The organism is Kitasatospora sp. NPDC036755, from assembly GCF_040636595.1.
GTDB lineage: Bacteria > Actinomycetota > Actinomycetes > Streptomycetales > Streptomycetaceae > Kitasatospora.
Map to the genome: position 1 here is coordinate 1 of NZ_JBEZUT010000238.1, position 13693 is coordinate 13693.

General features: G+C 74.0%; 9 protein-coding genes and 1 pseudogene. 3 read left to right on the forward strand and 7 right to left on the reverse strand.

What is annotated here, in order from left to right:
- Positions 1 to 65 precede the first annotated feature (65 nt).
- Positions 66 to 1166 carry a helix-turn-helix domain-containing protein gene (locus tag AB0E96_RS28890; RefSeq protein WP_359828608.1) on the reverse strand — a complete coding sequence of 367 codons (1101 nt, stop codon included), beginning with the start codon at positions 1164 to 1166 and terminating at the stop codon, positions 66 to 68.
- 1025 nt (positions 1167 to 2191) lie between these two features.
- Between AB0E96_RS28890 and AB0E96_RS28895 the strand changes: the two genes are divergently transcribed.
- A complete protein-coding gene (locus AB0E96_RS28895) occupies positions 2192 to 3007 on the forward strand; it encodes a GNAT family N-acetyltransferase (RefSeq protein ID WP_359828592.1) in 816 nt (271 codons plus the stop codon).
- 229 nt (positions 3008 to 3236) lie between these two features.
- On the opposite strand, the gene AB0E96_RS28900 is transcribed toward AB0E96_RS28895, so the two are convergent.
- Both AB0E96_RS28900 and AB0E96_RS28905 read right to left on the reverse strand, forming a co-directional pair.
- Complete coding sequence (locus AB0E96_RS28900; RefSeq protein ID WP_359828594.1) at positions 3237 to 4346, reverse strand: HAD family hydrolase; 1110 nt, start codon at positions 4344 to 4346, stop codon at positions 3237 to 3239.
- Positions 4347 to 4779: 433 nt separating this feature from the next.
- Positions 4780 to 5253, reverse strand: a complete 474-nt coding sequence (locus AB0E96_RS28905; protein WP_359828596.1) for a hypothetical protein — start codon at positions 5251 to 5253, stop codon at positions 4780 to 4782.
- A gap of 402 nt (positions 5254 to 5655) precedes the next feature.
- On the opposite strand from AB0E96_RS28905, the pseudogene AB0E96_RS28910 reads away from it, so the two are divergent.
- Positions 5656 to 6087 (forward strand): annotated as a pseudogene (locus tag AB0E96_RS28910) (universal stress protein); the annotation flags it as partial.
- 159 nt (positions 6088 to 6246) lie between these two features.
- Here AB0E96_RS28910 and AB0E96_RS28915 read toward each other — a convergent pair.
- The 4 genes from AB0E96_RS28915 to AB0E96_RS28930 form a co-directional block, all read right to left on the reverse strand.
- Entirely contained in the window at positions 6247 to 7437 is a 1191-nt protein-coding gene (locus AB0E96_RS28915) for an acyl-CoA dehydrogenase family protein (RefSeq protein WP_359828598.1), read from the reverse strand.
- Positions 7438 to 7610: 173 nt separating this feature from the next.
- Positions 7611 to 8597 (reverse strand): hydroxymethylglutaryl-CoA lyase, encoded by a 987-nt coding sequence (locus tag AB0E96_RS28920; RefSeq protein WP_359828600.1) that lies wholly within the window; start codon positions 8595 to 8597, stop codon positions 7611 to 7613.
- Positions 8594 to 10882, reverse strand: coding sequence for a biotin carboxylase N-terminal domain-containing protein (locus AB0E96_RS28925; protein WP_359828602.1), 2289 nt, complete (start codon positions 10880 to 10882; stop codon positions 8594 to 8596). The genes AB0E96_RS28920 and AB0E96_RS28925 overlap by 4 nt, the downstream gene beginning before the upstream one ends.
- A gap of 177 nt (positions 10883 to 11059) precedes the next feature.
- Complete coding sequence (locus AB0E96_RS28930) at positions 11060 to 12796, reverse strand: carboxyl transferase domain-containing protein (RefSeq protein ID WP_359828604.1); 1737 nt, start codon at positions 12794 to 12796, stop codon at positions 11060 to 11062.
- A 133-nt stretch (positions 12797 to 12929) separates the two neighbouring features.
- Here AB0E96_RS28930 and AB0E96_RS28935 point away from each other — a divergent pair, with 133 nt between their 5' ends.
- Positions 12930 to 13595: a TetR/AcrR family transcriptional regulator gene (locus AB0E96_RS28935; RefSeq protein WP_359828606.1), complete on the forward strand. Its 666-nt coding sequence runs from the start codon at positions 12930 to 12932 to the stop codon at positions 13593 to 13595.
- Positions 13596 to 13693 lie beyond the last annotated feature (98 nt).

Genomic DNA, 13693 nt, shown 5'->3' on the forward strand with positions numbered 1-13693 from the left:
AGGCGTTCGCAGCAACACAATCCACGGTAGTCGGCAGGATGTGTCGACTATCGAGCGGGCTGCTGTCAAGGGATGAGAGGGTCACCGGCCCCAACAGCCGGGTGCGGCAGCGCTCCGGACAGCCGCAGGTCGCCGAGCACCCCGGTCGGGGTGGGCGGCTGCTGACCGGGGCGACGCGCCCGGTAGCCGGTCCGGTACGCGGCCGGGGAGACCCCGAGCTGGCGGCGGAAGTGCCCGCGCAGCGCCACCGGCGAACGGAACCCGCACCGGCGCGCGACGTCGTCCACCGACAGCTCCGAGGTCTCCAGCAGCCGCTGCGCCTGGAGCACCCGCTGGGTGATCAGCCACTGCAGCGGCGCACTGCCGGTGAGCGTGCGGAACCGCCGGTCGAAGGTGCGCCGGCTCATGTACGCGCGAGCCGCCAGCACCTCGACGTCGAACTGCTGGTTGAGGTTCTCCAGCGCCCAGGTGACCACCTCGGCCAGCGGGTCGTTGCCGATCTCCTCAGGTAAAGACTGATCGATGTACTGGGCCTGTCCTCCGCCGCCGCGGCGGCTCGGCACCACCAGGCGGCGGGCCAGCGCGTTGGCCGCCTCGGCGCCGTGGTCGCTGCGCACCACGTGCAGGCAGAGGTCGATGCCGGCGGCGGTGCCGGCCGAGGTGAGCACGTCACCGTCGTCGACGAAGAGCTCGCGCGGGTCGACGTGGACCCGCGGGTAGCGCTTGGCCAGCGTCGGCGCGTACATCCAGTGGGTGGTCGCCGGGCGGCCGTCGAGCAGTCCGGCGGCGGCCAGGACGAAGGCGCCGGTGCACAGTCCGATGATCCGGGCGCCCTCGTGGTGGGCCTTGCGCAGGGCGGTGATCGCCTCGACCGGCGGGGGCTGGGAGATCGAGCGCCAGGCCGGGACGACGATCGTGCCGGCCCGGGCGAGCGCCTCGAGTCCGTACGGCGCGGAGAGGGTCAGGCCGCCGGTGGTGGCCAGCGGGCCCTCCTCCCCGGCGCAGACCAGCAGGCGGTAGCGGGGCACTCCGGCGTCCTGGCGGTCCACGCCGAAGACGGAGAGCGGGATGGAGCTCTCGAAGATCGGGGCGCCGCCGAAGATCAGCACCGCGACGGTCTCCCGCCGGCGGCGGCCGGACAGCTTGCGGGGGGCGGAGACCGTCACCGGGGTCGGGGCGCCGTTCGCGCCGGGCCCGCCGTGGCCCAGCGGGCCGTGGCCGGAGCCGGAGCCGGCGCCGAGTGCGAGGCCGCCGAGCGGGCCGCCGCCCGGCCCGGGGGCTGAGACCTGGGCGCCGTTCGGCCCCGGGGTGCCGTAGCCGGGGTGGCCGGGGTGGCCCGCATGGCCGAGGTGGCCGCCGTAGCCCGGGTGGCCGGAATGGGCGGGGTGTCCGGGGTGTCCCGGGTGGCTGGAATGGCCCGGGTGCTCACCGCCGTAGGACGGGCCGGGACTGACGGGCCCTCGGCTGACGGGCTGTCCGTAGGCCGGTCCGCCGAAGGCCGGCTGGGAGCCGTAGGAGGGCTGGCCTCCGTAGGGCGCCGCCGCGCCGTGGTCGGTGACGGCCGGTACCGCGCCGGGGCCGACGCCGCTGCCCGCCCCGGAGGAGGGCACTGCGGGGTACGAGGAGTGCGAGGCGGCGCCCGGAGTGCCGGAGGTGCGGGTGGTGGCGGCGATCGCGGCGGTGCCGGTGCTTCTCGCGGGCCGACCCGCGCTGCCGGCTGCCCCCTGGCCGCTGTCAGGACCCGCGTCGCTCCTGCTCACCCTGCTCAAGGCGCTCAAGCCCCCTCGGTGGTGTGGTGTGGGTGGTGCGGCACTGCTGGCCAAGATCGAAATCTATCGGGTGGACCATTGCCGTTGTGACAAGTTCACCATCCGACGCTATGTCGACATGGCAATTTGGCGTGATGCATTCGATCACGAAGCGTGGCACCCGTCGACCTTTCTGGGAAGAGGGCCGGGGCAACGGTGGCTGGTTGTCGAGGGGCGGTTCCTGGGGCGCCCGGCTCCGGTGCGCCCGGCCGGCAGGTCTGGGCTGCGGATTTGCCCAAGCGGGAGGGACCGGCTCGAAATTGACCGAAAATCGGCGGTGCACGAGGGGGCGCACGGGGAGAAGTCGTGCGCCTCCCAGGCTTCATCCGGCCAAGCCTGGAACGGCGGAACCGGGAACCGGACCGCCGGGTTACGGTCCAGCCGTGAACACCGAGAGCCGGCTCGAACGGGCCAACGACAACGCCGCCGCCTTCTGGCTCGCCCAAGCCCGCGTCCACGGCTGGCGGTCCCATTCCCGACCCGGGCTGACCGGGGCCCGGTGCGCCCGGACCCCGGACGACGCCCACCGCATCGTGGTGACCCGCCCCTACGACGAACCAGCCGCCATGGAGCGGGAGTTGGCGAAGCTGATGGCGGACTGGTCGACCATACGCTGCACCGTGGAGGACCCGTACGACAAGCTGGACCTCTCCGGCATCGGGGCCACCCGGATGCCGATCATGCTGGTGATGGCCCGGGAGCCCGGCCCGGTCGAGGGCGCCACCACCGTCCTGCCCGCGGTCTCGGAGACGCACGGAGGCGGCGTCCTGACGGTCGATGAGGCTCGGGACGGCGACAGCTTCGCGCTGGTCGAACGGGCGATCGTGGAGGGCTTCCCGCTGCCCGCCCGGCAGCCCTGGGTCCGGGGCGAAGCCCTCCCGGAACGGCTGCTGGACGTACCCGGCTGGCGGGCCTGGCTCGGCCGGGTCGACGGCGCGGTGGCCGGCGCCTGCCTCACCTACGACGACGGCCGGGCCACCGGCGTGTACTGGGTCACCACCCTGCCCGACCGGCGCGGGCAGGGGGTGGCCCGCGCCGTCCTCGGGACCGCCCTGACCCATGCCCACCCGGACCGCCCGGCCACCCTGGTCGCCACCTCGGCCGGCGAACCGCTCTACCGCAAGCTCGGGTTCGTCGAGCTGGCCCGGACCTGTTGGTGGACCCGCACCTCGGCGGAGCCGGTGGGGTCCGTGGGGTAGACGAGGTCAGTGGGACAGGTGGTGCGGATGAGGGTGACAGTACAGAAGGAGTAGGGGGTGTGGAGGGTGCTGGGGGTGCCATCGGTGCAGGTGGGGAGAGGGTCGCGGATGGGGCAGGAGTTGCGGGTGGGGTGACGGGGCGCTGGGGCGGGGCGTCGGCGCTTGTGCCGGCGTGAAGGGGTGGGGCGGAGGGGGCGGAGGGGTGGGGCGGGAGGTGTCCGTCCGGGCGTTACCGGGCGGCCGCCCCTGCGGTGGGTGCGGCGGCGAAGGCGGTCCGGGCGTGGGCGGGGGTGGCGGCGTCGGCCCGGGCGGCCGGGGCGGTGGTGGCGGTGGCCGGGGTGGCCGGGGTCGCACCCGGCGCGGGGCGGGAGCCGTCGGCGGCGGCAGGACCGGACCTGCGACCTGCCCGGACCCCGGAGACCGCTCCGGTTTCCATGCGGGACTCGGCGATCACGGCAAACCCGTCGGATCGGTTTCGGACACCGGGCCCACCCATGGGCGCGGGTTCGCCGACCGCCCCGGCCGTTGCGGGAACGGGTGCGCCCGGGTCCTCCGCGGCGGTCACCCCGTGGCGTGCGCCGGACCGCGCGCCGACCGGCGCCGTCGCGTGCACCGGCATCCCCGCCGCCTTCCTGAGCGGTCCGCCGGAGCGGACGCCCGGCCGGGGCGAGGGCGCGTTCCGCGCGGCGAGGACCTGGCCGACGGCCTCCGGCAGACCGGACGCCTTCAGCGTCGGCCGGTAGCCGTTCTCCGCCCACGGCCGGCCGTGGTGCAGCCAGACGCTGCGCAGCCCGGTGAGTTCGGCGCCGGCGATGTCGGCGGGCGCGTGGTCCCCGATCATCCAGGTGTGCTCGGCCCAGTCCCCGGTGGGTGCGATGCCGCACCGCTGGGCGGCCATCTCGAAGATCAGCGGATCCGGTTTGACGCAGTCCGCCTCCTCGGAGATGACCCAGCCGTCGACCAGCGGGCCCAGTCCGGTCCGTCGGATCTTCTCCAACTGCGGCCGGGTGCCGCCGTTGCTGACGATCCCGAGCGTCCACCCGGCCGCCCGGGCCGCCCGCAGCGCCTCGATGTGCCGGGGCGGGCAGTGGATGTGGGAGTTGATGCCGCGTCGGTAGTGGGCGATGAGGAAGTCGGCGGAGACGTCCAGCCCGTAGCGGCGCCGGACCGCCGACAGTACGGTGCTGCGCGGCACGTAGCCGCCGCCGTCGAGGGTGACGAACCAGTCGACGTCGCCCGGGGGGAGATCGTGTTCGGACAGGAGGTCCTGAGCCCAGGCACGGTAGGCGGCGTCCCGGGGCAGCAGGGTGTTGTCGAGGTCGAACAGGAGCAGGGGCATGCCAAGCATGGTGCCAGCGGGCGCGCCTATGCAGATGGCAAATGCCAGACGCCGTCGCGAAGCCGTACGGAGTGGCTGAAACGGCCTCCGCACCCCCGTGGCGGGCGGTGAGGCGCGTGGTGGACGGGGTGGTCGGGGCAGGTAGGGGTCACGGTTCGCGACGCGCCGCAACGGATCGTCGCCGATCCATGACAGTCCGGTCACGGTGTCCCGTGGGCCTGTTGCGCGGCCCGGTCCGCTCAGTCAAGCTCCAGGGAACCTCCTTTCCGGAGGGGGCGCGATCGCCTGTGGGCGGGGCGCACTGCCTCGGCGGGCGCATCCCCCTTTCGCGGGAACAACGTCGCTCCGGGGCCTCCTCGCTGGGCGGTGCCCCAAGCCCGTCGTACTCTGAAAGGAACAGGTCACATACGGTGCTGCGCGGCGCAGACCGACGTCATGCCGTGGGCGGGCCTGCTGCCCGGGCAGCGTTGTTCTCCTCTCCTGTCGGCCCCTCTCCATCGAAGAGCCGTGAGCCATGGCTGGTTTTGAGCCTCCCCGACCGGTTGAACCGGACACGTCCCGCAGCGTGGACCCGGCCGGTGGCCCTGTCCCCGATCGCCCCGACGGCCGGGCCGAGGTCCGTGCCGACCGGTGCGGCGACGACGGTCGTGATCACCGCTGCGGCCGCCTCGGTGGCGACCACGAGGATCGCGGCTGCCACGAGGGTCATGGCGACCACGAGGGCCGTGGCGACCACGAGGGTCATGGCGACCACAAGGGCCGTGGTGCGCGTGAGGGCCGTGGTGACAGCGGAGGCCGTGAGAGCCGTGGGAGTTGTGAGGGCAGCGGCGACCGCGAGCGCCAGGACGGTGCCGCTCGCCGGGACGACCGCGCGGACGGGCCCGACGGCGACCGGGCCGACGGGCACGCCGATGCCCCGCGCCGAGTCCCGGGCGCCCGGGGGGACCGCGAACGCGCCGATGCCGCAACCGATGCCGCAGAGGGATTCGGCGGGCCCGAGGCGGCCGGAGTCCGCCCGGCCCGGCCTGCCGACGAGGTGCGGCCGACGGAACCGGACGAACCAGCCCCGGGGCACGACGGCTCGCCCGGCCTCGCGCGCGCCCTACGCGGGCTCGCCCGTCGGGGCAGCCTTGCCCGCCGTGACCGTCCAGGGCCCCGCCAACGGCGTGGCGAGCCCCCGGCCGACCCCGCAGGGGTCCCGGTGACGGGCCGCCTGGGCCCGGGGGCCGAGCGGCCGGAGGCGGACCCGGGTGGGGCCGGCTCGCCGGGCGGGCATGCCGAGCCGTCCGGGCAGGACACCCCGGCGCCGTCCCTCGACCCGGTGTTCCAGCACGGTGTGGTGGTGGGCTTCGACGGCTCACTGTCGAGCGAGCGTGCCCTTGCCTACGCCGTCGGCATGGCGCGCCGCTCGCAGTGCGGGCTGGTGATCGTGCACGTCGCCAACCGCCTGCCCGCGACGGTCTGGGCGGGCTGCGAGCCGCCCGTCTTCGTCGACCTCCCCGACCATCGGACCGAGGTCCTCGGGCTGGAGCTCGCCTGCGCGGACTTCCTCACCGGGGTGCCGTGGATCCTGGTCGAGCGCGGCGGGGACATCTGCCACGAGATCGAGGAGGTCGGCCGTGAGTACGCCGCCGACGCGATCGTCGTCGGCACGACGCACGGCCTGCTCGGCAAGATCTTCGGCTCGGTCTCCGGACGGCTGGCGCGGCGGGCCAACCGCCCGGTGATCGTGATCCCCTGAGGCCATGTTCCTGCGGCTCCTCCCGAAGCCGTCGCGAGGTCGCCTCCTGATGCCTCCTCTGCCCTCGGGCTCCCCAACTGTCGTTGTGGAGCCGCACATTGAGTGATGTGTCGGCCGGGTGCGGCGCCGGATCAGGAGGCGACCATCAGGAAACGGTCGTCACGAGCCGATGCCGAGCTCCCGGGCGATGAGCATGCGCTGGACCTCGGACGTTCCCTCCCCGATTTCCAGGATCTTGCAGTCGCGCCAGAAGCGGGCGACCGGGAATTCGTTCATGAAGCCGTACCCGCCGTGGATCTGGGTCGCCTCGCGGGCGTTGTCGACGGCGGCCTCGGACGAGTACAGCTTCGCGATCGCGGCCTCCTTCTTGAACGGTTCGCCGTGCAGCAGCCGGGAAGCGGCGTCCCGCCAGGCCAGGCGGGAGGTGTGGGCGCGCAGCTCCATGTCGGCGAGCTTGAACTGGATGGCCTGGTTGGCGCCGATCGGCCGGCCGAAGGCCCGACGCTCGCCGGCGTACTTCACGGACTCGTCGACGCAGCCCTGGGCCAGGCCGGTGGCCAGGGCCGCGATCGCGATGCGGCCCTCGTCGAGGATCCGCAGGAACTGGGCGTAGCCTCGGCCACGCTCGCCCAGCAGGTTGGCCGCGGGGACGCGGCAGTCGGTAAAGGACAGTTCGCGGGTGTCGGATGCGTTCCACCCGACCTTCGAGTACTTCTTCGAGACCTGGAAGCCGGGGGTCCCGGTGGGCACGATGATGGAGGAGATCTCCCGTGCAGGCGAGCGGAATTCGCCCTCTTCACTCGAACGAGCGATCGGTTCGGTGAGCGCGGTGACGGTGACCAGTCCGGTGATGTCGGTGCCGGAGTTGGTGATGAAGCACTTGGTCCCGTTGATGACCCACTCGTCGGTGGCCTCGTCGTACCGCGCCGTGGTGCGGGTGGCCCCCGCGTCCGAGCCGCCCTCCGGCTCGGTGAGGCCGAAGGCGCCGAGGAGTTCGCCCGACGTCAGCCGGGGCAGCCACTCGCGCTTCTGCTCCTCGGTGCCGAACCGGTAGACGGGCATCGCGCCGAGGGAGACCGCGGCTTCCAGGGTGATCGCCACGGAGGAGTCGACGCGGGCGAGTTCCTCCAGGGCGAGGCCGAGCGCGAAGTAGTCGCCGCCCATGCCGCCGTACTCCTCCGGGAAGGGCAGGCCGAAGAGCCCCATCCGGCCCATCTCCCGGACGATCTCGTAGGGGAACTCCTCCCGCTCGTAGAACCCGCCGATCTTCGGCGCCACCACGTCCTGGGCGAACTCGGCGACGGTGCGCCGCAGTTCCTCGTACTCGCTGCTGAGCCTGTGGTCGAGCATGGTGATCCTCCTGGCGCCCGGCCGGGTCGGCCGCGGACGTGAACGGGTCGTCGGCGCCGTCGGACGGTGTGACGGTCGCACGGTGTGATTGAGGGATGGACTGTCGATCGGTGCGGATGGTGCGCGGCGCCGGCCGCGTGGTGCGGGCGGCCGGCGCCGAGGGAACGGACGGTTCAGCCGCCGGTGGAGCCGAGCAGGGCCTGCACGGTGCGGGACGGGCTCGGGCGGCCCAGCCGCTCGGCCATCCAGCCGCTGGTCGCGACGAGGGAGCGCAGGTCGACACCGGTCCGGATGCCGAGCCCGTGCAGCATCCAGACCAGGTCCTCGGTGGCCAGGTTGCCGGTGGCGCTCTTCGCGTACGGGCAGCCGCCCAGGCCGCCCGCCGAGGCGTCCACCGTGGTGACGCCCTCGCGCAGTGCGGCCAGGGTGTTGCTGAGCGCCTGGCCGTAGGTGTCGTGGAAGTGCACCGCGAGCCGGTCGACCGGGACGCCGGCCCGCGTGAAGCCCGCCAGCAGGGCGGTGACCTGGCCCGGAGTGGCCACCCCGATGGTGTCGCCGAGGCTCAGCTCCGCGCAGCCCAGCTCCAGCAGCCGCACGCCGTACCGGACCACCTGGTCGACCGGGACGGGCCCCTCCCACGGGTCGCCGAAGCACATCGAGAGGTAGCCCCGGACCGCGACCCCGGCCTCGGCGGCCCGGGCCACGACCGGGCGGAACATCTCCATGGCCTCGTCCGCCGAGCGGTTGAGGTTGCGACGGGCGAAGGTCTCGGTGGCGCTGGCGAACACCGCGATGTCGGCGGTGCGGTGGGCGAGCGCGCGGTCCAGGCCGCGTTCGTTGGGCACCAGCACCGGCAGCCGCAGGCCGGGGTGGCGTTCCGGCAGGCCGGCGAGCCGGGGGACCAACTCCTCGGCGTCGGCCAGCTGGGGTACCCATTTCGGGTGCACGAAGCTGGTGGCCTCGACGGTGCGCAGCCCGGCGGCGGCGAGCCGGGCGATGAACTCGGCCTTGACCTCGACCGGCACCAGGGACTTCTCGTTCTGCAGGCCGTCGCGCGGTCCGACCTCGTGGATCCGGACCTCCTCGGGCAGCCCGGGGGCGCGGACCGGGTCGGGCAGGCCCAGGTCGAGCGCGTCGGGCTCGCGGGCCGGGGCGGTCACGGCCGCACCGCCGCGGGCTCGGTGGCGGCGGCGGCCGGTCCGGCCGAAGCGTCCGCGGCCGGCGCGTCCTCGGCCGCGGCCTCCTCGACCGGGGTGACCACGGCCAGCAGGTCCTCCATCGCGACGGTGGCCCCGGCGGTGGCCCGCAGTTCGGCCACCACACCGTCGTGCGGTGCGGCGATCACGTGTTCCATCTTCATGGCCTCCAGCACGAGCAGGGGCTGCCCCTTGCGCACCGTCTCGCCCGCCGCGGTCTTGACGACGGTGACGGTGCCGGGCATCGGGGCGGTCAGGGCGCCGTGGTGCGCACCGGCCCCGGCGGTGCTCTCCACGACCGGGTCGTAGGCGTGCAGCGGCCAGGCGTCGCCCTCGACGCCGAGCCAGGTCACCGGTCCGGCGGCGAGGCCGGGGGAGGCGTCGGTGGCCAGCGAGAACGTGGTCCGCAGGCCGTCGACGGTCAGGTGCAGCCGGTCACCGGCCAGGGTCGCGCGGGCCCGGTGCGCCGGGCCCCCGTCGAGCCGGAGCTCCACCTCGCGGGCGGGCCCGGCGGAATTGTCAGTGGCATCGGCTACGTTGCCCGCAGTGATCGAACGGATGCTCACCGCCACCGGGTCCTGGCCGGGGGTTCGGAGTCGGTGGGTGGTCCAGGCGGGGGTGCCGCCCAGGCGCCAGCCGGAGGGGAGGGAGAACGGGTCGGTCCAGCCGTCCGGATCGGCGGGCGGAGTCAGTTCCAGGTGCCGTGCCAGCGCGGCCGCGCAGTAGAGGAGGTGGGTGGGGGCCGGCGTTTCGGCCGGGGTGGTCGCATCCGGGGTGGTCGCGTTCTGGGTGGGCGCGTTCGCGGGGGAGTACGGCGCGGTGAGCAGGGCCGGCTGCTCCTGGGCCGTCCGCTCCACGAGGCCGGTGTCCAGCCGCCCGGCGGTGACGTCGGGGTGTGCGAGCAGTCGGCGCAGGAAGCCGGTGTTGGTGGTGACGCCCAGGATGCGGGTGTCGGCCAGCGCCGCGCGGAGCCGGCGCAGCGCGGTCGGGCGGTCGGGCCCGTACGCGATGACCTTGACGAGCATGGGGTCGTAGGCGCTGGTGACGACGGTTCCGGGGGCGACTCCGGAGTCGACGCGGATGCCCTCGCCCCGGGGCTCGTCCAGGGTGAGGATGCGGCCGCCGGTGGGCAGGAAGTCCCGTTCCGGGTCCTCGGCGCAGATACGGGCCTCGATGGCGTGGCCCAGGAAGGAGATGTCGGACTGGGTGAAGGAGAGCGACTCGCCGGCGGCGACGCGCACCTGCCACTCGACCAGGTCGAGCCGGGCGGAGTCCGCGCCGACCGCGACGGCGAGTTCGGTGACGGGGTGTTCCACCTGGAGACGGGTGTTCATCTCCATGAAGAAGAAGTCCCGCACCCCCTCGGAGGCGGAGGCGGGGGCGTCCGGGTCGATGCCGGGGACGATGAACTCCACGGTGCCGGCGCCGGTGTAGCCGCAGGACTCGGCGGCCCGGACGGCCGCGGCGCCCATCGCGGCCCGGGTCTCGGCGTTGAGGAGAACGGAGGGAGCCTCTTCGATCAGTTTCTGGTGGCGGCGCTGGAGGCTGCACTCGCGCTCGCCGAGGTGGACGGTGGTGCCGTGGGCGTCGGCCAGCACCTGCACCTCGATGTGGCGGGGCCGGTCGACCCAGCGCTCCAGCAGCAGGGTGTCGTCACCGAAGGCGGTGCGGGCGACCCGGCGGGCGGCGGCGATCTCGGTGGGCAGGTCGGCGCTGTCCCGCACGAGCCGCATGCCCTTGCCGCCGCCGCCGGCGGACGGCTTGAGCAGCACCGGGTAGCCGATCTCGTCGGCGGCGGCGACGAGTTCCTCGTCGGAGGGCGCGGTGGCCCGGCTGCCGGGGACGACCGGGACACCGGCGGCCCGGACGGCCTCCTTGGCGTTGATCTTGTCGCCCATCAGCTCGACGGCACCGGGAGGCGGCCCGATGAAGACGAGGCCCGCGTCGGCGCAGGCGCGGGCGAAGCCCGGGTTCTCGGCGAGGAAGCCGTAGCCGGGGTGGACGGCCTGGGCGCCGGTGCGGCGGGCGGCGGCGAGGATCCGGTCGGTCCGCAGGTAGGTCTCGGCCGCCGAGCTGTCGCTGCGGTCGGCCGGGCCGAGGCGGACCGCGACGTCGGCCTCGCGGACGTGCGGCGCGTCGGCGTCCGCGTCGCTGAACACGGCGACCGAACGGACGCCGAGACGCCGCAGGGTGCGGATCACCCGGAGGGCGATCTCACCGCGGTTGGCGACCAGAACTGTGTCGAACATGGGAGGCGTTCCTCCGGGTCGAGGGGAGCCGTACGTATGAGGTGGCGAGGAGGAGGCGGCGGCGGGTGGCCGGAGCGCCGGCCCGGGTGGGCAGGCGCTCCGGGACGTCACAACCGGAAGGGAGACGTCACAACCGGAAGGGAGGGGTCACGGACCCGGGCACGGCACGAGGAGGGATCACATGCGGAAGACGCCGTAGGGCGCGGGCGGCGCCAGCGGGGCGTTGGCGCAGGCGGTGAGGGCGAGACCGACGGCGGTGCGGGTGTCCATCGGGTCGATCACGCCGTCGTCCCAGAGCCGGGCGGTGGCGTAGTAGGCGTTGCCCTGGCGCTCGTACTGCTCGCGGACGGGGCGCTTGAACTCCTCCTCCGCCTCGGCCGGCCACTGCTCGCCGTGCGCCTCCAGCTGGTCGCGGCGGACGGTCGCGAGGACGGAGGCCGCCTGCTCGCCACCCATCACGGAGATCTTGGCGCCCGGCCACATCCACAGGAAGCGGGGTGAGTAGGCCCGGCCGCACATCGAGTAGTTGCCGGCTCCGTACGAGCCGCCGATCACCACGGTCAGCTTCGGGACCCGGGTGCAGGCCACGGCGTTGACCATCTTGGCGCCGTGCTTGGCGATGCCGCCCGCCTCGTACTGCCGGCCGACCATGAACCCGGTGATGTTCTGGAGGAAGAGGAGGGGGATGCCGCGCTGGTCGCACAACTCGATGAAGTGGGCGCCCTTGAGGGCCGATTCGGCGAACAGCACGCCGTTGTTGGCGACGATGCCGACCGGGTGGCCGTGGATCCGCGCGAAGCCGGTGACGAGGGTGGCGCCGTACTCGGCCTTGAACTCGGCGAAGCGGCTGCCGTCCACCAGCCGGGCGATCACCTCGCGGACGTCGTAGGGCGTGCGCGGGTCGACCGGCACGGCACCGTACAGGCCGGCCGGGTCGACGGCCGGCGGCTCGACCGGGGCCAGCGGCCACGGCTTGGCCCCGCGCGGGCCGAGCCCGGCGACGATCGTGCGGACGATGGAGAGGGCGTGGGTGTCGTCCTCGGCCAGGTGGTCCGTCACGCCCGAGGTGCGGGAGTGCAGGTCGCCGCCGCCCAGTTCCTCGGCGGTGACCACCTCGCCGGTGGCGGCCTTCACCAGCGGGGGACCGCCCAGGAAGATCGTGCCCTGGTTGCGGACGATCACGGCCTGGTCGCTCATCGCCGGGACGTACGCGCCGCCGGCCGTGCACGAGCCGAGCACGGCGGCGATCTGAGGGATGCCCGCGGCGGAGAGCCTGGCCTGGTTGTAGAAGATCCGGCCGAAGTGGTCGCGGTCCGGGAAGACCTCGTCCTGCATCGGGAGGAAGGCGCCGCCGGAGTCCACCAGGTAGACGCAGGGCAGCCGGTTCTCCAGCGCCACCTCCTGGGCGCGCAGGTGCTTCTTCACCGTCATCGGGTAGTAGGTGCCGCCCTTGACGGTGGCGTCGTTGGCGACCACCACCACCTCGCGCCCGGCGACCCGCCCGATGCCGGCGATCACCCCGGCCGCGGGGGCGGCGCCGTCGTACATCCCGTCGGCGGCCAGCGGGGCCAGCTCCAGGAAGGGGGAGGCCGGGTCGAGCAGGGTGTCCACCCGGTCGCGCGGCAGCAGCTTGCCGCGGGCGGTGTGCCGGGCGCGGGCCTTGGCGCCACCGCCCAGGGCGGCGGCGTCGAGCTTCGCGCGCAGTTCGGAGACCAGGGCCCGGTGGGCCTCGGTGTTGGCGCGGTACGCCTCGGACCCGGGGTCGACGGAGCTGCCGAGCCTCGGTGCCGGTGCGGCGGCTGCGGACGGGGCGGCACCGGTAGCCACCGCCGTGCCGTTCGTCACGCCGGTCGCCGCGCCGGTCGCCGCGCCGAGCCGGACGCCGGTGGGTGTGCCTGCGGTTGAGATGACCATTCCCAAGAGCTCCCTTGCCCTCGGCACCAGGTGGGCAGCCGGGGTGCGGTCCGCCCGTGATCGCCACGTTAATTAACGTTAACTTACGCGCCCAGGTTAACGGCCGATAACCCGACTGTCTACGATGGACGGCATGCCGAACGTCCCCGCCGCCTCCTCGCTCCCACGTCGCGACCAGATCCGCCGGGAGGCCGCGAGGCTCTTCGCGGCCCGGGGCTTCCTCGGGGTGGGCGTGGACGAGATCGGCAAGGCCGTCGGGATCAGCGGCCCCGGCCTCTACCGCCACTTCGCGGGCAAGGACGCGATGCTCGCCGACCTGCTGATCGGCATCAGCGAGCGCCTGCTGGACGAGGGGCGCCGCCGGGCCGGCGGCGGTGAGGGCCCGGCCGCCACGCTGGACGCGCTGATCAGCGGCCACGTCGACTTCGCCCTGGACGACCGGGACCTGATCACCCTGCACGACCGCGAACTGCTGAACCTCAAGGAGGAGGACAGGCGCACCGTCCGCCGACTCCAGCGCGGCTACGTCGAGCTGTGGGTGGACGTGGTCCGGCAGGCCTACCCGCCGCTGGCCGGCCCCGCCGCCGAGCCGGTGGCGCGGGCCGCCGTGCACGCCGTCTTCGGCCTGATCAACTCGACCCCGCACAGCCTCGGCCCCAACCCCGACCAGGGCGATCGCGCCGCCCTCCAGCGGGACGGCATGGCCGCCCTGCTCCACACCCTCGCCCACGGCGCGTTCGCCGCGGCCGCGGACTCGGCCGCCGCCTCCGTCGACGGTTCGGCGCCCGCCGGGGCCTGACCCGCGCGCTGCCGGGTGCTTGCCGGACTCGTAGTCGTAGCCGAGGTTCTGCAGGGTGGTGATGTAGGCACCGCCGTTGGGGGCCGACGGGGTGGTGC